Source organism: Humiphilus diazotrophicus (assembly GCF_059726315.1).
Genome location: NZ_AP040870.1, coordinates 2,218,150 through 2,235,969 on the forward strand (window position 1 = coordinate 2,218,150; position 17,820 = coordinate 2,235,969).

Genomic DNA, 17,820 nt, shown 5'->3' on the forward strand with positions numbered 1-17,820 from the left:
TATTGTTATTACCAGCCTGCCCTTCAGCCTGTTGGTAATATCCAAAGCGGAACGCCTTTCCGGGGTTCCGGCGTTGAAACAGACTTGCTGCGTTACAATCGAGCCAAATCCCAGCGGCACCGATTGCGCGCAAGACCGGGGGTTACGACTGCATGGCCCGTCTCTATCCTTTTCGAGCTCTTCGCTATAACCAGTCACTCGTAAAACTGGAAGAAGTAGTCACGCAGCCTTATGACAAAATCACACCGGCGATGCAGCAAGCCTATTACCGCCGCAATCCCTACAATCTGGTGCGAATCATCCTAGGGCTTCCGGAGTTGTTTGACCAGGAGAAGGACAACAATATTTACGAGCGCGCCGCTCGAACACTAACGGAATGGCGTCAGAAGCAGATATTGGTCGAAGAAAAGGAACCTGCACTTTTTGCCTACTCTCAGCGCTTCCGCATGCCTGGAGGCACCGAAATCCTGGAGCGCAAGGGATTTATCGCGCTCGGGGAACTTTATGACTACTCCGAGCAGGTAGTCTTCCGTCACGAACAGACTCTTTCCGGACCCAAAGCAGATCGCCTGCGGCTTTTGGAAGCTACTCACGCCCACTTTGGACAGATTTTCATGCTCTATTCCGACCCTGCGCACACCGCGGAAAAGATCCTCTTTGCGGACTCGGAAGCTCCGGAAGTAGAGGTTACCGACGAATACGACGTACAGCATCGGCTGACAAAAATAAGCGATCCGCAGACCATCAATCTGCTGCTCTCCACAATGAGAGACAAGAAGCTGATCATTGCCGATGGACATCACCGTTATGAAACGGCCCGCAATTACTCAAAAAACTTTGCCTCCAAGACGCAGCCCTCGACAGAACGCAATCCTGACGATCTTCCGGCCCCTCCCTACCCCGAAGCGGCCGCTATGATGACTTTCGTCAACATGGATTCGGAAGGCTTGCTGATTCTGCCAACACATCGGGTCGTCTTTGGACTCCCGAATTTTGCTCCGGCAGATTTCGTTCGCCAGGCAGGGAAATACTTCCGCCTGACCGCAATCCCGGAGACTGGGACAGAAGCTCTTCTCTACAAATTAAAATCGACCCCGGGTACGGCGTTTGTAGCTGCAACTCACGATGCGACCTGGCTGCTCGAAGCTAAAGCTGAGGAGATCGCGGCAGAGCTCAGCCAACTTTCCCCGAGGCAGCGCCAGTTGGACCTGGTACAACTGCACGCCGTGGTCCTGGAGAAGCTTTTGAATATCACTCCCGAAGCAATCCGCGAACAGAAAAATCTGCGTTATCTCCGCGATGCAGGAGAAGCCCTGCAGCAAGTTCGCAACGGAAATGCCGATATTACCTTTTTGACGAATCCGGTCACTATGAACCAATTGCGTGAGGTAGCCTTTGCCGGAGAGGTTATGCCTCAGAAATCCACAGATTTTTACCCTAAGTTACTGAGCGGCTTAACCATCTATGCAATGGAGCAGTAAGACGAGAAAGGCAGCGGTTCTTGGGGTCGTCTTCACTTTCCTCAACACAGCTTTTGCCCAGCAGCCCGCAACACCACAGCTTCCCGCTACGCAGACGCCCGCAGTGCAGCCACGCTTTGTAGTTGTCCTGGATGCAGCTCATGGCGGCCAGGACACGGGGACAAAACTCAACGACAAGCTTTATGAGAAAGACGTCACCCTGGCCTTTGTGGGGCGCTTACGGTCGGCTTTATCGGCCAAAGGAATTCAGGTTGTAAACATCCGTGAGGGAGATGCCCTGATTCCTGCTCTCAATCGTGCGGAGGCTGCGAACCGGGTTCAGGCAGCTGCCTGCATTAGTTTGCACGCTACCGCGACCGGTACGGGAGTCCACCTGTTTACCTCATCGCTCGCGCAAACAACGTCGGCCAATTTCCTGCCCTGGCAAACGGCTCAATCGGCCTTCACGACTAAAAGTTTGAAACTGTCGTCCGAAATCAATGCAGCCTTGGCCCACACGGCAACGCCGGTGACCCTGGCACGAACATCACTGCAGCCTCTCGACAGTTTTGCCTGCCCCGCAGTCGCACTGGAAGTCGCACCTCTGGCCGCAACCGGAGGCAAACCGGCACTTAGCCTCGATTCCGTCGATTACCAGAAACGTGTAATCGATGCTGTTGCAGCGGCGCTAGTAGCGTGGCGCAACGAATGGAGGCAGCAGCCCTAATGCCCAAGTATCAAAAGATCACGCTCTGGGTGCTGCTCTCGGTATCCGTCATCATGGCGCTCATCCTGATACACCTGCGGCAGAAGGCTGAAGATCGCCTCCTCGGTGGCCAGGATACCTCCCCTGTAGTCGTTCCAGCCGGTGCTGCGCATGAAACAGTATCTCTTCTGGTGGCAAATGATCTGGATGGCTCATTAATGCCCCAAAGCCGGCAGATTCCACTGCCCACCGACCTCGGAGCCCGGGCCCGGGTCTTGCTGGAAAGGCTGTTCGAAATCTATGCTGATCCAAAGTCCTCACATCCAATCGCCATACAAGGCGGAGCAGTGGATCAGGTTTTTCTGGTTCCTCTGTCCAGAGACACTAATGGCGGCGGCACAGGGGTTATGGCTGTCGTCAATCTAAAAGGAGCTTTTGTGGATGCTCATCCTTCCGGCATCGAGGCCGAAACATTGACAATTTTGTCAATATGCGGAACTCTCCATGCCAATTTGCCTCAGATTACCCAGGTGCGTTTTTTAGTCGATGGAGAACAGAGGCAGACTCTTGCAGGCCACGCCGACCTTACACGCGCATACATGGCTAGCAGTGTAGCCACCGGGAGCCAGCAATGAGTTATCCCGTAATTGGGGTCTTCGATTCAGGATTTGGCGGGCTGACAGTATTAAAGGCGTTAGAAAAGAAAATTCCTCAAGCCCAGTTTCTTTACCTCGGCGATACGGCTCGCCTGCCGTATGGTTCAAAATCCCGCGCTACGATAGCCCGCTATGCGGTATCCAGTGCACGTTTTCTTGTCGATCAGGGGGCGCAATTCCTGGTAATTGCCTGTAATACGGCTAGCGCCATGGCACTCGATGCAATACGGACAGCGGTTCCCGTGCCTGTCCTGGGCGTTATCGAACCGGGAGCAGAGTGGGCACGCAGCAACTCGCGGACAAAAGACGTCCTGGTCATCGCCACGGCTGCGACCGTCGAGAGCGGAGCCTATTCGCAGGCCTGTAAAAATCGCGGCCTCCGCGCACACGAAAAGGCCTGCCCCCTGTTGGTTCCGCTGGTGGAGGAGGGATGGATCAACCATCCGGTCACGGAACAGGTTGTCTCGATTTACCTGGATGAGCTTGCAAAGGAATCCCGGACAGCCAATCTCCACCCGGACACCCTGGTTCTGGGCTGCACCCACTATCCCCTGCTTCGCAATGTGATGGAAAAAGCAGTCAAATCGGACATCCGGATCATCGATTCTGCCGAAGCAACGGCGGACGAGGCCGTTCATTGCTTTGCCCTGACTGACTGTAAAGAAGCACCTCCGGAGGTTCGTTCCCGCTTCTTTGCCACCGATTCCGTGGAGAAATTCCGCCGTCTGGGATCGCAGTTTCTTTCCCGTCCGCTGAGCGAGGTTCAGTTGGTGGACCTCGGCGGCTGATATGCTAGACCTTTGGGCAGAAAGTCATTGAGAGTGTCTGCCTGTTGGAGGAAAAGAGATTCATGCTGAATCTTGAAGGACGGACTGCCGTCATTTTTGGATTAGCGAACAAGCGTAGCATCGCATGGGCGATTGCCCAGAAATTGCAGCAGGCAGGCGTACGTCTGGCTATCAGCTATCAGAACGAGCGTCTAAAGGCGGAAGCTGACGAATTGATTAAGGAACTGCCCGGTGCAGAGTCCTTCCAGTGCGACGTTTCCAAAGACGAAGAGATCGATGCTCTCTTCTCCGCTCTGAAGGAGCGCTTCGGCAAACTGGATATTCTGGTGCACAGCGTTGCTTTTGCCCCCTCCGATGAGCTGAAGAATGACTTTCTGCAAACTTCGCGCGAAGGCTTCCGGATCGCTCATGACATCAGCGTTTATTCGCTGATCGCTGTCAGTCGCGCTGCGGCCCCGCTCATGACGGATGGTGGCAGCATTATGACCATGACCTATTACGGAGCTGAGAAGGTAGTTCCGCATTACAAAGTCATGGGAGTCGCCAAAGCTGCACTGGAAGCAACCGTGCGCTATCTGGCCTACGATCTGGGCAAACAGAAAATTCGTGTCAATGCCATCTCTGCCGGTCCGATCAAGACCCTGGCAGCTCGCGGTATCGGCTCCTTGGGTGACATGCTCAAGTACCACGCGGACCGTGCGCCTCTAGGCAGGAACGTCGACCAATCCGAAGTAGGTGGTACAGCGGTCTATTTGGCATCGGATCTGTCCAGTGGCATCACCGGGGAAACGATCTACGTCGACTGCGGCTACAACATTGTTGGCTTCTAGAAGCCGTTTAGATCCGTAAACGACAAGCTCTTATGGGGAAGGACACAGCTTTGGCTGTGCCCTTCCCCATTCAGTTTGGACTTTTGTAGAGCCGCTGTCTTTCTTCTTTGGAGAGGAATAGAGCCTGAAGGCGGACAGGTTCTCCTACATTCATAAAGAACAAATCGCCTTTCCCCAATAACTTCTCTGCCCCGGAAACACCCAAAATGACCTGCGATTGTTTTGCATCGGTCACCTTCAGACAGACCCTTCCGGAGAGATTGGCCTTGATCACACTGGAAACGACATCGGCCTTTGGATACTGCGTAGCCAGCACCAGATGAACGCCCGAAGATCTTGCCTTCGCACCTAAACGGGCGATGGAACTCTCTATTTCCTTGCGCGCAGCCTTTTCGGCGATCAGATCCGCATACTCGTCACAGAAACAAACAATCCGCGGCATCTGTCTTCCTGTGGCCTCCACGTAGGAAGACAGATCGTCGCAATGAGCATCCTTAAAAATCCGAATACGCTGTTCCATCTCTTCAATGAGAGAAACCAGCAACTCCGGAACCAGCGCTCCTTCGGGATGGACAATGCCCATTCCCTTCCACAGGAATGGAGACCCTTCCAGATCCTCGAAAGCACTATATTTCGGATCGATCGCGACCAATCGCAAAGTATCCGGAGTATTGGCCAGCAACAATCCGGCAATTGCAGAACGCATCCACTCACTCTTGCCACTGCCTGCTGTTCCTGCCACTAGCAGATGAGGACAAATACTCTGGGAGAGATCCGCATAGTGGATCGTCCCCTTCAAATCCAGGCCGACTGGGACTTTGGCTGATCCGAAGCCACGGTCAATTGTCCCCAAATGCTGCTCGAATGTCGAGAAAAGCACGGGTTCGGGGTTCCGACGTTGCACATCGATAACAAGCTTTCCGCCATCTTTGCGAATTAGCGGAGGATTTTCCAACCGGAGACGAATCTGTAAGTCCTCACTCCTGGCCGTAACCAAGGAAACGCGGACGCCTCGACCGGGCATAATTGGAAATCTCAAGAAAGAGGGCCCTACGACAGGCTCCCCATCCAGGCGCACTGGAATCCCGTACTGAGCAAATACCGACACAATGCCGTAGCCGACCTCGCGCACTTCATCGGTAACAGACTCGTCGATTGCGGGAGTGGTTTCGGCAGTGGAGCTATCCGTTTGAGATTCCGGAGCAATGCCAAAGGGAGGCTCGCCTGTAACGCCTGCAAGCTTTCCAATCAGATTAACAAGCGCTTGTCGCGCATTTTGCAGTTCAGCATCGGGAAAGAAGAGCTCTTCCCGCTCTGGACGAAACGACACTAGAGCCATCGCTCCTTTGCGCCCCATTCCGGAAGCCTTCAACATCTCGTAATACAGGCATACTTGCGCAAGATCTATAGCGGGAGCAGCATTTCCCAGCTTAAACTCTAGAACACACCAGCGGCCGGTCTTGCGGTTATTCCACACAGCATCGGCTACACCCGTAACTTGAACCGTATGAGTCCAGCCTGGTTCCTTCAGCTCCCAGCTCAGTGGGCATTCCGCAAAATAAAGGCTGTCCGTGCCGTTCCACTTCTGCTCCCTTTCGTCGAAGTGCAAAAGTCCATCCTGAATTGCATCCCTCAAGAGTTCCGAAAGCCAGCAACACATAGCGTTCGTTGCCCGCCATAGATTCCATACTTGGCTTCCAGACTCCGCAAGAGCTGCCTGATTGGCTGTAAGCCGGGGGCCAAGCAGGCGATCATAGACATGCTGTAAAAGCCGCTTTTCATCTAGCCCGACATCCGAACCAACCACTGATTGCCATTGCTTTTCCGTATCCGGTCCCATCAGATCGGAGAAGATTTCATGAAAAATCCGGCCAGTCAAAGCACTTGCTGAACTTTCGCTTGCAGCGTTCGATTGCGAGTACTGCTGCCACAACGCCTGCCTGATTTTCGAAATGGAAAGCTTTACCATTCCCGCGCTCCTACTTTGCGCCGGTTTCTGAAATAGCACGGTAAAGAACACATGTGTTCCCACCAGCAACCCCAAACAACGCCGGATGACAACGTGCAAAAGCTTCCACCTCCTCCGTACTGACCTCCAACTGACTGGCAGCATCCTCCAGACGAAGGACTCTTTCTGTATCCAGCAATGCCGTAAGAGCAGTAAGCATCTTCACCGCAGGCTCTCCGCCTAAACCGTCAAACAAGTCATCGAGAGGCACCGGAAGATGACCGGATAACCAGCTCTCTACCGAAGCTGGAGACAGAGCATCTCCGCGAAAATCCAGATCTCCCGAGCGTGCATCCGCCAGCAATTCATTCATGGCGTTTAAAGCAGCCATTGCCTCCGGCTCCACAGAAACAAGGCGACCGCCCCGTTTCCGCAACGCAGCAAGCTTCTCCTGCGTCGATGCGGCATTACGACCTATGCCCCTTCTCGCGTCGCGAAAAATAGCAAGAGAAGGAATCTCTGCGGGCCACTCGTTTTGTAACTTTTCCAGACGCCTGGCCAGTGCTCCACCCTGTGTACTCTGGTTACACACGGCTACAGCCATCGGTGTTGCTCCACGAACGAATCCCTCCAGGACCGAGAAGCGCTGGGGATCGGCTATTTCGTACTCCAGGCCTCGCAACCGAAACAGTGAAGGTAATCCGGCACGAAGCACCCGGTCCGACTTCTCAACCGGACTCGAGTGAAGACGGGCCTGAAAACTATCTTCCAGAAAGGACTCAGGGGAACGCTCTTCCGCAGTAACCTTCCCACTTTTCCACATCTCGAAGAGATCGGAACAATGAAAGATCACCTTGCGTGCTACCAACACCCCTTCGCTAGGGAAACGCTCCTGGAGTATCTTCAGATCCAGTGGCCAGATCATGCCCTCGTGCTTTTGTCGCTCTTCGCGAAGGTCCGGTAAAGTATCCAGACGAGCAGAAGCGAGATGGCATGCCTGCTCCCAACTCAGAGGGAGCAAGACACTCTGCCTGCGCATCAGCCGATCCCGATCCTGGCTTCCAATCGCCCCCTTAAGCAAACTCGGCATCAGTCCTGTTTGTACGCAGGAAAAAATCGCCGCGTTATGCGTGTTGTCATAGAGTGCCGCAAGAACATGTCCGAGTTGCAAAAATCCCGCGCTGTCTCCGGAATAGCTTTCGAGAGCTTCCAATTGATCAAAACAAAAGATCACAGGAACCGGAACGATGAACTTGCATAGCAAACAAACAATACGTTCGCTCTCAGCCTCGAAATCCTCGTCCTCTCGTCCCGATGCCAGGCCTAGCGTCTCCATTGAGGATTGAGGAAGTTCGTGCCCTTTCAACCAGGCAGCCGCATCGGCAAGGAAAGTTCCGTGCAAAAGATTCTTAAGAGCTATTCCGAGATTTCTGTTTTCCTCTGCAATTTCATCCGCTGAGCTCTTTAAAACCGAATGCAGGATTCTTGCCCCATCTTCGCGCCGCCTCAAGAGCACTTCTGCCAGACGCTCACGAATCAAGCGCCATAGCATCCTGTGACTAGAAACCATACGAATAGGAACAAATACCGACAATTCACCTTGCTGCTCGCGTTCCTCAAGCCACCGCTGCAAACGGCCAAGAAGATGAGTCTTGCCGCTTCCGGGATCTCCATAGAGCCAGAGCGATTGGGTTGACCCGCTTTGACGCACATCATTTACGAGTTCCTGACATCTCCGAAAGGCCTCTGCATTAATTTCCGCAACATCGGCGCGCTCCCGATCAAGATCAATGCCTGCGACAGAACTAAGGAATGGATTCAGCATGGTTTCCTGCTCAACCGTTGTCCCGGAGTGCTATGGCCACATACTGCGATCCATCTCCTCCATCGACAAACTCATCGAGTTCCTCCTTGGAGAGCCCGTAGGGATGATGATGAGCGCTTAAATAGACTCTCTTGTCCTCTCTAAGCTGCAAAACTGCGCAATCAAAGGCCATCTTATCTACAGAGGAAAGCCGCAATTCGCTGCGAAGGCGGTTCATCAATACCGGAATCCCCGGCTCCGGCTCCATCTTCCGAAGGGCCTCCAGAATACGCTCTTCCAGACCTAACAGATTGCTGGCTTCTGACCGCACAATGGAATCGCCTTCACCCCCTGCAACAGTTGAACAAAAGAACAGCTCAGGGTTGATCCCCGACTTTTCCAGCCGCTTCCCGGCGAACTCACGCAACACCACCAAGTAAGACGCAGGATCGACACTGCCAATCAAGTCCTTCTCCAGCCCAAGGGCGGGATAACTCTTCAGCTGACCGTTTTTCAACAGCTCCAGAACGCGAGCGCGAACGCTCACCTCTGTAAACCCGGCAATCTTAATCTCCGGACGCTTTCGGGCACGCACCACGCAGAACTTCACAATTGCCTGATCGAGAAACTCTTCCCGGCTGCAATGCCAGTAACACTGCTTACTTCTTGCGTAGTCTCCCCAGAAATAGATCCGTGATGCATTTAGGCCCACTTCTATTGTTTCTTTGAGCATTGGCTCTGTAATGCCGCTCTTCTTTACAAGAGCTTTCTTCAAAGCGGCATAGCCGATCGGCTTTTCTACGGCTGCCAATCGAGAACAGACAGTATCCAGTAAATCCAAATCCATCAATGCCCTCCAAGGATTCCCGGCATGGCAAATAACTGCTCACTAATCTTACAAAGAAAGTGTTTGGGTCCTTTGAATTTCCCGGAAGAAATTGCGGCATTGTTGATTAACCGAAAAAATACCCCATAAAACATGCCGACTGAGGAGGCAAACACTACCCCTCGTGGCGAGGAGGGAGCACCCCTTAATCTAGAGACAGAATTATCTATTCAGTTTTCGTAACCCAGATTTGGCGATCCGGCACCCGGTAAAGATTAATCCTTCAACGTCACTGTAATACGGCGAGCGTCGCCACCAGTGGACTGGATTGCGATTTCCCCGTTGGCCCGCTTCATCACGCTCTTGAACTTTTCACCCCACTCGACCAGAACGATGCTGTCTGGGGTCATAAGATCATCAAGCCCAAGGGATTCCAGCTGGCGCTCTCCCTCGAGACGGTAGAGATCGAGATGATAAAGCGTAACCTCCTGCCGATGGCCGTCTACATCGCGAACACCGGTATATTCGTGAATTAACGTAAAGGTTGGACTGGTCACCTCGTCGGGCTCTGCTGCGTCAAGTGCCTGAGCGATGCCTTTTACAAGCGTCGTCTTGCCAGTTCCAAGCTCTCCCCGAAGGATCAGGAATTTAGGCGGTTCCAGGAGACGAACGAGTTGGCGCCCGACTTCGACCGTATCGGCGCTCGAATGGGTCTCAAATTGATGGGCGTCGGTAGTCTTGGTCATAAGCATTCCTTCTTCATCCTGGTAGGTAGTCCTTGTATCCAAACATACCCGTGTTGGTCCCTAGACTGAAAGCGAAAAGCACGAAAAAGATGAGCTACAGTATCCGTCGCGAGTAAAGTATGCTCGTCCTGCTCCTCCAAAGCAAAATCTGCCGAAAGTCCGTGCAAATAAACCGCTGCTTCCACCGCCTCCGCAGGATTCCGGGGATACTGTGCCAGCATTGCAGCCACAATTCCCGTCAGGATGTCGCCTGAGCCGCCCTTCGCCATTCCCGGATTTCCGGTCGTATTCACTGCGATGCGGCCATCGGGATGAGCAATGAGTGTTCTCCACCCTTTTAGAACCAGCGTAACCGAATATCGCAGGGCAAAATCCCGCGCAATTTGCTCCCGGTTCCCCTGGACCTCTTGAATACTCTTCCCCACCAGCCTCGCCATCTCTCCTGGATGAGGAGTCAGCACCACGGTTCTCACTTTATCCTTTGGCAACACATCCAGATGGCCAGCCAGCGCGTTGAGCGCATCGGCGTCGATGACCACCGGCAGCACTGTCTTCCGCAACAGTTCCCGAACCAACTCCGAAGCATCGCCGGCTTGTGAAATACCCGGACCCACAGCAAGCACCGTTTTCCGATCGAGGACCTCTTCAAGCGCCTGCGGTTGCAAATTGCTCAAACTTATCTCGCCATAGGGACCTTCCTGCAGAGGAAGAGTCATTAGTTCGGGAGTGATGCCCGCAACCGACGGCAGGATGGATGATGGCACAGCGGCGGTAACCAAACCAGCGCCGGAACGCAGGGCAGCTAAGGAAGCCATAGCAGCAGCGCCGGGCTTTCCTCTTGCTCCCGCCACGATCAAAACATGCCCAAACTTGCCTTTATTCGAATCCGGCTTCCGCGGCTGCTCTGCAATTGCCTTTGCGGCACCTGCCCATGAAAGACCTGTATCCGAGAGAATCGCTTCCTCAGGCGAACCAATGGGAGCCATAACAATCGCTTCGGAGTAATGACTGGTCAGATTTCCATAGATATGGGCAATCTTCGGAGCCGTAAATGTAACCACGGCATTTGCCGGAAATGCATTATCCATCGAAGCCGAACGGGAATCGGCATCCCATCCCGATGGCAAATCGACAGCAACGACAAGAGCATTGGACACACGCACACAATCCAGCAGACGATCTCGCACAGCCAGTGCAAGTCCACGTAAAGGAGGCTTGAAGCCGGTTCCCAGAACCGCATCCAGAAACAGGTTTGCCTCTCGGAGAAGCGAGTCGTGTGCAGGAAGCTCTTCTTCTGCCAGTACCTCAACTACGTGACCCTCGTAGCGTTTGAACATCGCTCCAGCGTCGGTAGAGAGCCTGTCGGAGGATCCCAGCAGCAGCACGGTCACCTGGCATCCTGCGTCAGCCAGATAACGCGCAGCAACAAAACCATCGCCGCCATTATTTCCACGGCCACACAGAACGACGACACGTTGTCGGGTCGGAAACTCAGCAAGAACAAATTTGGCAACCGAGTGGCCGGCATTTTCCATGAGCGTTAGAGAAGGAACACCATACCGCTCGGATGTAAGGCGATCCGTTTCCCGCATCTCTGCTGAGGTCAGAATCTTCACAATGAAAGGATAGCTAAGAAGCGGCCAGCGAAGAAGCGAACAGCTAAAATCCGGTCGAATAAAGTCCGGTCTACGAGTTTCACCGTGTCTACAGCCCTTTCCTTCAACGGAAATCATTGGGAACGGAACCGGCGGACAAAAAGAGAGCCCATCAACCTAGTTTCCATTGGCTGATAGGCTCTCTTGAGTTAATTGAAAAATGCCATCGACAGCAATTAGAGATAGAAACACCAGCATCCAGCTGCCCGCTTTTTAGCCAACCGGATTTTGGCTAGCCGCTTTATCAGCTGGCCGCTTCTTAGCTGCGTTTCTCACTCCTTCACCCGCACCTTCGGTTCAACCGATAAACCAGGACGCAGGAGATGATCCTTGTTCTGATCCGGATTGGTCAGGTCAATACGCACAGGAACACGTTGAACGACCTTCACGTAATTGCCGGTTGCATTCTCCGGCGGGAAGAGGCTGAGCATCGAACCGGTAGCTCCACCGATCTGTGTGATCTTGCCATCGTACTTACGGCCATAAGCATCTACGCTGATCGAAACTGCCTGTCCGGGACGCATATGGCGAAGCTGCGTTTCCTTGAAGTTGGCAGTAATCCAAACATCGTCCAGAGAAACCAGCGTCATCATGTTTTGGCCGATTGAGATATTCTGACCGGCCTCAATGCTCTTGCGAGTGACGATACCGGCAACCGGAGTAACGATCTTCGTATAGCTCAGATTCAGCTTTGCCTGTTCCAAAGCCGCGCGAGCCTGTTGCACCTGAGCAGCAGCTTGATCCGCACGTGCTTTCTGAATAGCTACCTGTTGAGGACCGGTCTGTGCATTCTTGAACTGGGCCTCGGACTGAGATAAACGTTCGCGAGCTACGCGCACGCCTTGTTCGGCAGCTGCCTGTCCGGCCTGAGAGTCCACCAATGCAGCTTTCTGCGCATCTGCGGCAGCCACGGCTGCGTCATATTGCTGGCGAGAGATAACGTCTTTCTGAACCAGGGGCGTATATCTCTGCAAATCCAGCTGTGCCTTTGTGTTGTTGGCTTGAGCCTGGGCAACCTTTGCCTTTGCCGATTCCAACTGACGAAGAGACTGCTCGATCTGGGCATGAGAACTGGTTACATCCGCATTCGCCGAACGAAGAGTGCTACCAGTATTGATCCCGGTAATCGGAACGTTAACCGTCGCGGCCTGATAACTGGCCAAAGCACTGTCGAGTGCAGCCTGATCCTGCTGAACAGCTACTTCGTAATCTTTGGGATCAATCTCAGCAACCACCGTGTTCGCAGGAACAAACTGGTTCTCATCCACATTCACTTTTATGACATGTCCGGTGACACGAGAGCTGATCTGAATCAGGTGTCCGTTGATCTGGGCATCGTCAGTGTCCTCGTAATAAGTTGAGTGCCACCAGAAAAGCCCACCAATTACGACAACAGCGGCAATGACTCCTAAAATGATGAAACGGCGACGCGATTGCGGACGCGGATAATCATTTGATTCCGCTGTATCATGCGCATCTCTATCCGTTTGGCTGGAGCGCTCAGCGATCTGTTCCGCCACGATTACTTTCCTCCTACGTAGTCCTTATAGTTCTGGGCTACACCGAGAGCCCGAGCCAGAGAGAGCTTGGCAATATTGTGTTGATACAGGCTTCCGACATACTGGTCGTTGGCCTGGGCTACTGACTGTTGTGCCTGTGAAACGGCAAGATTGTCTGAAACGCCCGCTGCATACCGCTGCTGGGCTTCGCTCAGGGCCTCTGTTGCCAGCTGAACATTACTGTGAGCCACTTCAACCTGACGGGCTGCTGATTGGATGTCCAAAATACTATTGCGAACATCTGCATTTACCTGGGCCTGCAAATCGCTCAGTTGCGCACGTTTTTGCTCGAGCTGTGCTTGAGCGGCGCGGGCATCTCCGCGCAAACGGGCCTCCTCAAAAACGGGCACGCTTGCGGTTCCCACTGCATTTCCAGTCCCGTGCGAATTACCCAAGGTCGGACCAATCAGCCCATAGTCACCTTGAAAATTCACGGTCGGTAAACGCTCAGCCTTCGCAGCCTTATATGACTTCTCAGCCCCCAAGGTCTGTTCATTCGCAGCCAACAGATCCTTGCGGTTCTCAAGCGCCTGTTTTACAGCGGCAGCGACATCGATATTGTCCAGAGCCGCATAGGGGGCCTGATCGGCCAGTTCAAACTTCTGCTCAAGAGGGAGACCAATCACCCGGGCCAGAGCAATTTTGTCCTTCTCATACTGATTCCGAGCCGATATCAGCGATTGCTGCTGCGTCTGGTAATCGACCCGGGCACGGAGTTCGTCCAGCAATGGAGCGGTACCGCTTTGATGGTTGGAAACAGCCTGATCCAACGATACCTTCGAAGTATCAACCTGAGCTTGAGCTGTCTGGATACGAGCGGCATCGGCAATTACTAACAGATAGGCATTGCCGACAGTCAGGACAACCATGTCCTTTGCATCCTGAGCCGAAAGATTGGAAGCCTGAAAGTTATGCCGCGATGCAAGATAGTTTTGCAGCGAAGAAACATTCCACAACGACCAATTGAAGCTGCCCCGAATGTCCGTGTAACTAAATGGACCAATAATCGGAGAAATTCCCGGGATATTCAGTCCTTGCGCTTGCAGGTTTACCTGTTCCAGGGCTTCACGCGCGGAAACATCAACCGTAGGCAACAGCGCTTGTAATTGCTGAAGGCGCTGGCCCCCCGCGGACCGGATATTGGTACCGGATAGGATAAGTCCCAAATTGTGCTGTAATCCCCGTTTGATGGCCTCGTCAAGGGAAAGCTGCAGCACTGAATCCGTTGCCTTTTCCGTAATCACACTGCCCCGGAAACCGTTTCCAGAGCTTTGAGCGGCAGGCAATTGGACGACCGCCGATGAGCCGGATCCGGCACTCCCCGACTCCTGGGCAACGGCTGACATCAATAGACATGCCCCCGCAAACAGGGTGGATCCCCACCGAATTGTTCTTAAAACCTGAAAATTGTTCACTTGGGAACGACTCTCACCTAAGTACTGTTTGGAACTTTGGATGCTCGACCGTAGCCGAAATGTGCAAAAAAGAAGCTTCTAGAGCATTTTCTAGGATGCTTTAACGAACACAAACAGACCCTTTGTGTTCTTCAGCACACAACCCCAAGTTTATTGCTTCCACTGAGATAAAGGGGAGCAACAGACTGTGAATCTTTGCTCGCCCTGGCCCGGACTAACTTGAGACTTCCGGCACCTGGGAAGACTGCACCAGGAGCGAAGTAAGCGAACACAGAGTTTGCCGGAAGATAGCGCTTACACCTTCAGGACTCCAACCACCGGCCGATGGACCTGCATTCTCTCGTAATAATGTCGCAGTTTGACTTCCGGAAAGGCCGGCAATGGCTCTTAGAACAAAGATCGCGCGCGAAACAGAAGACAACTGCTCCAACCACTGCCGCATACGCTCACGTCCCGCCCCTTGGAATAATTCATTCAATTGAGCAGCAGAGATTCCTACCGCACTCAATTCATCATCCTCCAGGCAAGAATTAACCTCAGAGGCGCTTTCCGGAGCGATAAATGACGGTTCGTTTCCTGCCGCAGCAAGACGAAGCGCTGCTACCATGACTCGTTCCCGGACAATACGGCGGGAGCCCTCAGGATCGGCACAGGGATCGATTTCGGACTCTTGAAGCCCGGCTTCCACAGCGGTGACGGCTTTGCTTTCATCGCCGAGCAACAACGCTGCGAGCTGGAAGAGCTCAAGAGCAGCGCGATCTGCACTCAGCAATTGTTCTGATTTACTACAGGGATCATTGCTCATGGAATCTCTCCTACTTCCAGTCTAAGGCAGGCTCTTCCATCCTCCTAGAGAGACTCGGAATCCGTCAAATTACCCGTATGGTTAAATTCCGTTACGTCATCCTGAACTTTGTAGCTCTGCCAGCATTTAGCGATAGCTAGTAACGAACTCTAGACAACCTTCCCATCAACTGTTGTTTTCGTATTACATTCACATCTCAAAATCGCATTTCCTGTATGACAATTAGTAGAGACGATAAGGTGTAGGCTCTACATTGATTTGCCCCCGAACTGGGCATACCCCTGGAATCCGTCTGACACTATGCCGACAACTGTTCTACGCCGTCAACGACACTTCATCAGCCGCGATGCCTCCTGGCTGAACTTCAACCGTCGTGTGCTAGAAGAGGCTCAGGATCCCTCTAACCCGCTTTTGGAACGATTGAAGTTCCTTGCCATTACGGCCAGCAACCTCGACGAGTTTGTGGAAATCAGGGTCGCGGGTATCCTGCAGCGAATTGAGGACGGCTACCACGAACCCGGTTTCGATGGCCTCACACCGCAGGAGACCCTTGCGGCAATCGCCGATGATATGCAAAAGTTTGTCAGCGAGCAGTATCGTTGTTGGAATGAACAACTTCTTCCAGACTTAAGGAAGAACGGCGTCCGCCTTCTGCGCTGGGACGAACTAAGTGAAGAGGCGCACCGGCATGCCGTCTCCTTCTATCAAAAAGAGGTCGACCCGCTTCTTACGCCGATCACCATCGATCCCGCACATCCATTCCCGCGCGTCCTGAACAAGGCCATGTGTCTGGCATTGATGCTGCGCCGCAAGCGTAAGGGTTCTGCCGGACCTGTTCTCGGTGTGGTAACCGTCCCAAGGACATTACCGCGACTGGTTCCCCTTCCCTCAGAAGAGGGAACGAACGATTTTCTCTACCTTCATGACTTGATCGAGCAGAATGCCGCCGGGATGTATCGCGGATACGAGATTCTTTCCAGGGCTGCGTTTCGAGTTACTCGTAACTCGAACCTCTATCTCCAGGAGGAAGAATCCCGTTCCTTACTCGAAAGCATTCGCGCCGAACTGCATAACCGTAGAAAGGGCGACGCCGTAAGGCTGGAGATTGAAAATAATGCCGACCCGGAGATCATCGAACGTTTGCGCATCAACTTCGAGTTGGACGACTTCCAGGTATTCAAGACAGACGGACCGGTTAATCTTTCCCGCCTGATGTATCTCTATAGCGAAACAAAGAGACCGGACCTAAAGTTTTCGTCTTTTGTGCCTCACGCGCTGCATCTGAGTCGCAAAGCAACAGACTTATTCGACGATCTACGCCACCGCGATATCTTGCTGCACCATCCTTATGATTCTTATGACGCCGTCGTCGGCTTCATTCAGTCTGCAGCGCAAGATCCTCGTGTTGTCACCATTAAACAGACTCTCTATCGAACAAGCTCCGACTCGCCAATGTTCCAGGCCCTCACGGAAGCTGCACAAAGTAAAGAGGTAACTGTAGTCGTCGAGCTAATGGCCCGCTTCGATGAAGCCTCTAATATCCGCTGGGCACGTGATCTTGAGGATGCCGGAGTACAGGTCTTCCACGGAGTAGTAGGCCTTAAAACCCACTGCAAGCTGGCAATGCTTGTTCGTCATGACGAGGATGGCGTAACTCGCCGCTACTGTCACTTGGGAACCGGCAACTACAACCCGGATACTGCTCGTTTCTACACAGACATAAGTTTCTTGACCTGTGACACGGAAATCACCGAGCGAGTACACATGGTTTTCAACTATCTAACAGCTCATGCCGAATCGGATGACTACCAACCACTGCTGGTAGCGCCATTAACGATGGCTGAAAACTTTATTCGCCTGATTCATCGCGAAGCAGAACATGCTGCTGCAGGACGCCCGGCACACATCATCGCCAAGATGAATTCTCTACTCGAGCAAAGTGTGATCGAAGCACTCTACCAGGCATCGAATGCCGGCGTTCAGATAGATCTGATCGTGCGCGGTATTTGTGCCCTTCGTCCAGGAATCAAAGGCATGAGTGAGAACATCCGTGTCAGCTCGATCGTTGGCCGATTCCTGGAACACAGCCGGGTCTTCTACTTTGAAAATGGCGGTTCCGACGAAGTTTATTGTGGCAGCGCCGATTGGATGCCACGCAACCTCTTCGAACGTTGCGAAGTTGTCTTTCCGATCCGAGATCCCCAATTGAAATCCAGATTGAGGTGCGAGATATTGGCTGCCTGCCTGGCCGATACGGTAAAAGCTCGCATCATGCAGAGCGATGGACAATATATCCACGCACACAAATTGCAGAAAAGCGCACCGCTCTTTAACTCTCAGCAGTTCCTGATTCTTCTCGCGGAAGGGAAAGAGTCTGTCAGCAACATCCCGAAGTTCCCGGAACCGATCAAGAAGAAGCCTAGAAAAACAGCGCGCAAGACCGACAATACTCCGGCGGCAGACTAGCCTGTGCTTGCAAAGCTACTGTAGAGCCCCGCGTGCCCATTTCGCAGCAAAGCGAAACGGAGCGGCCAGGGCAATTTCGGAGTAACGACCATTTATACAGCGCTCCCGTTACGGCAACCTGCACAGCGTCCTTCTCCGGAAGGACACCGTGACGAT

14 protein-coding genes are annotated in these 17,820 nt (G+C 53.1%); 6 read left to right on the forward strand and 8 right to left on the reverse strand.

The window, feature by feature from the left end; genetic code table 11:
* Nucleotides 1-152: 152 nt before the first annotated feature.
* The 5 genes from AC6I7T_RS10260 to AC6I7T_RS10280 all read left to right on the forward strand — a co-directional run bounded on the left by AC6I7T_RS10260 (nucleotide 153) and on the right by AC6I7T_RS10280 (nucleotide 4,440).
* Nucleotides 153-1,481, forward strand: coding sequence for a DUF1015 domain-containing protein (locus AC6I7T_RS10260; RefSeq protein WP_497793287.1), 1,329 nt, complete (start codon nucleotides 153-155; stop codon nucleotides 1,479-1,481).
* A complete protein-coding gene (locus AC6I7T_RS10265; RefSeq protein WP_497793288.1) occupies nucleotides 1,465-2,187 on the forward strand; it encodes an N-acetylmuramoyl-L-alanine amidase family protein in 723 nt (240 codons plus the stop codon). The genes AC6I7T_RS10260 and AC6I7T_RS10265 overlap by 17 nt, the downstream gene beginning before the upstream one ends.
* On the forward strand, nucleotides 2,187-2,801 hold the full coding sequence (locus tag AC6I7T_RS10270) for a GerMN domain-containing protein (protein ID WP_497793289.1): 615 nt from the start codon (nucleotides 2,187-2,189) through the stop codon (nucleotides 2,799-2,801). The genes AC6I7T_RS10265 and AC6I7T_RS10270 overlap by 1 nt, the downstream gene beginning before the upstream one ends.
* Nucleotides 2,798-3,610 (forward strand): glutamate racemase, encoded by an 813-nt coding sequence (gene murI, locus AC6I7T_RS10275; protein ID WP_497793290.1) that lies wholly within the window; start codon nucleotides 2,798-2,800, stop codon nucleotides 3,608-3,610. Before AC6I7T_RS10270 ends, murI begins: the two co-directional genes overlap by 4 nt.
* 62 nt (nucleotides 3,611-3,672) lie before the next feature.
* Nucleotides 3,673-4,440: an enoyl-ACP reductase FabI gene (locus AC6I7T_RS10280; RefSeq protein WP_497793291.1), complete on the forward strand. Its 768-nt coding sequence runs from the start codon at nucleotides 3,673-3,675 to the stop codon at nucleotides 4,438-4,440.
* A 70-nt stretch (nucleotides 4,441-4,510) separates the two neighbouring features.
* Here AC6I7T_RS10280 and AC6I7T_RS10285 read toward each other — a convergent pair whose 3' ends face one another.
* The 8 genes from AC6I7T_RS10285 to AC6I7T_RS10320 form a co-directional block, all read right to left on the reverse strand.
* The gene (locus tag AC6I7T_RS10285; RefSeq protein ID WP_497793292.1) at nucleotides 4,511-6,409 is read right to left on the reverse strand and encodes a DNA translocase FtsK; all 1,899 of its coding nucleotides are present in this window, start codon (nucleotides 6,407-6,409) and stop codon (nucleotides 4,511-4,513) included.
* A 10-nt stretch (nucleotides 6,410-6,419) separates the two neighbouring features.
* A complete protein-coding gene (locus AC6I7T_RS10290) occupies nucleotides 6,420-8,213 on the reverse strand; it encodes an ATP-binding protein (RefSeq protein ID WP_497793293.1) in 1,794 nt (597 codons plus the stop codon).
* 10 nt (nucleotides 8,214-8,223) lie between these two features.
* Nucleotides 8,224-9,039 (reverse strand): hypothetical protein, encoded by an 816-nt coding sequence (locus AC6I7T_RS10295; RefSeq protein WP_497793294.1) that lies wholly within the window; start codon nucleotides 9,037-9,039, stop codon nucleotides 8,224-8,226.
* A gap of 254 nt (nucleotides 9,040-9,293) precedes the next feature.
* Complete coding sequence (tsaE, locus tag AC6I7T_RS10300) at nucleotides 9,294-9,764, reverse strand: tRNA (adenosine(37)-N6)-threonylcarbamoyltransferase complex ATPase subunit type 1 TsaE (protein ID WP_497793295.1); 471 nt, start codon at nucleotides 9,762-9,764, stop codon at nucleotides 9,294-9,296.
* Nucleotides 9,761-11,380, reverse strand: coding sequence for an NAD(P)H-hydrate dehydratase (locus AC6I7T_RS10305; RefSeq protein WP_497793296.1), 1,620 nt, complete (start codon nucleotides 11,378-11,380; stop codon nucleotides 9,761-9,763). The genes tsaE and AC6I7T_RS10305 overlap by 4 nt, the downstream gene beginning before the upstream one ends.
* A 311-nt stretch (nucleotides 11,381-11,691) precedes the next feature.
* Entirely contained in the window at nucleotides 11,692-12,939 is a 1,248-nt protein-coding gene (locus tag AC6I7T_RS10310; RefSeq protein WP_497793297.1) for an HlyD family secretion protein, read from the reverse strand.
* A gap of 2 nt (nucleotides 12,940-12,941) precedes the next feature.
* Nucleotides 12,942-14,324, reverse strand: coding sequence for a TolC family protein (locus AC6I7T_RS10315; protein ID WP_497793298.1), 1,383 nt, complete (start codon nucleotides 14,322-14,324; stop codon nucleotides 12,942-12,944).
* A 283-nt stretch (nucleotides 14,325-14,607) separates the two neighbouring features.
* Entirely contained in the window at nucleotides 14,608-15,198 is a 591-nt protein-coding gene (locus AC6I7T_RS10320) for a hypothetical protein (protein ID WP_497793299.1), read from the reverse strand.
* A 300-nt stretch (nucleotides 15,199-15,498) separates the two neighbouring features.
* Between AC6I7T_RS10320 and ppk1 the strand changes: the two genes are divergently transcribed.
* The gene (ppk1, locus tag AC6I7T_RS10325) at nucleotides 15,499-17,664 is read left to right on the forward strand and encodes a polyphosphate kinase 1 (RefSeq protein WP_497793300.1); all 2,166 of its coding nucleotides are present in this window, start codon (nucleotides 15,499-15,501) and stop codon (nucleotides 17,662-17,664) included.
* Nucleotides 17,665-17,820 lie beyond the last annotated feature (156 nt).

What these genes read in the sequence shown, in the direction of transcription:
- murI (WP_497793290.1), top strand. Translation starts at nt 2,798, where the DNA reads ATGAGTTATCCCGTAATTGGGGTCTTCGATTCAGGATTTGGCGGGCTG.
- AC6I7T_RS10285 (WP_497793292.1), bottom strand. Translation starts at nt 6,409, where the DNA reads ATGGTAAAGCTTTCCATTTCGAAAATCAGGCAGGCGTTGTGGCAGCAG.
- AC6I7T_RS10265 (WP_497793288.1), top strand. Translation starts at nt 1,465, where the DNA reads ATGCAATGGAGCAGTAAGACGAGAAAGGCAGCGGTTCTTGGGGTCGTC.
- AC6I7T_RS10315 (WP_497793298.1), bottom strand. Translation starts at nt 14,324, where the DNA reads ATGTCAGCCGTTGCCCAGGAGTCGGGGAGTGCCGGATCCGGCTCATCG.
- tsaE (WP_497793295.1), bottom strand. Translation starts at nt 9,764, where the DNA reads ATGACCAAGACTACCGACGCCCATCAATTTGAGACCCATTCGAGCGCC.
- AC6I7T_RS10290 (WP_497793293.1), bottom strand. Translation starts at nt 8,213, where the DNA reads ATGCTGAATCCATTCCTTAGTTCTGTCGCAGGCATTGATCTTGATCGG.
- ppk1 (WP_497793300.1), top strand. Translation starts at nt 15,499, where the DNA reads ATGCCGACAACTGTTCTACGCCGTCAACGACACTTCATCAGCCGCGAT.
- AC6I7T_RS10270 (WP_497793289.1), top strand. Translation starts at nt 2,187, where the DNA reads ATGCCCAAGTATCAAAAGATCACGCTCTGGGTGCTGCTCTCGGTATCC.
- AC6I7T_RS10280 (WP_497793291.1), top strand. Translation starts at nt 3,673, where the DNA reads ATGCTGAATCTTGAAGGACGGACTGCCGTCATTTTTGGATTAGCGAAC.
- AC6I7T_RS10320 (WP_497793299.1), bottom strand. Translation starts at nt 15,198, where the DNA reads ATGAGCAATGATCCCTGTAGTAAATCAGAACAATTGCTGAGTGCAGAT.
- AC6I7T_RS10260 (WP_497793287.1), top strand. Translation starts at nt 153, where the DNA reads ATGGCCCGTCTCTATCCTTTTCGAGCTCTTCGCTATAACCAGTCACTC.
- AC6I7T_RS10295 (WP_497793294.1), bottom strand. Translation starts at nt 9,039, where the DNA reads ATGGATTTGGATTTACTGGATACTGTCTGTTCTCGATTGGCAGCCGTA.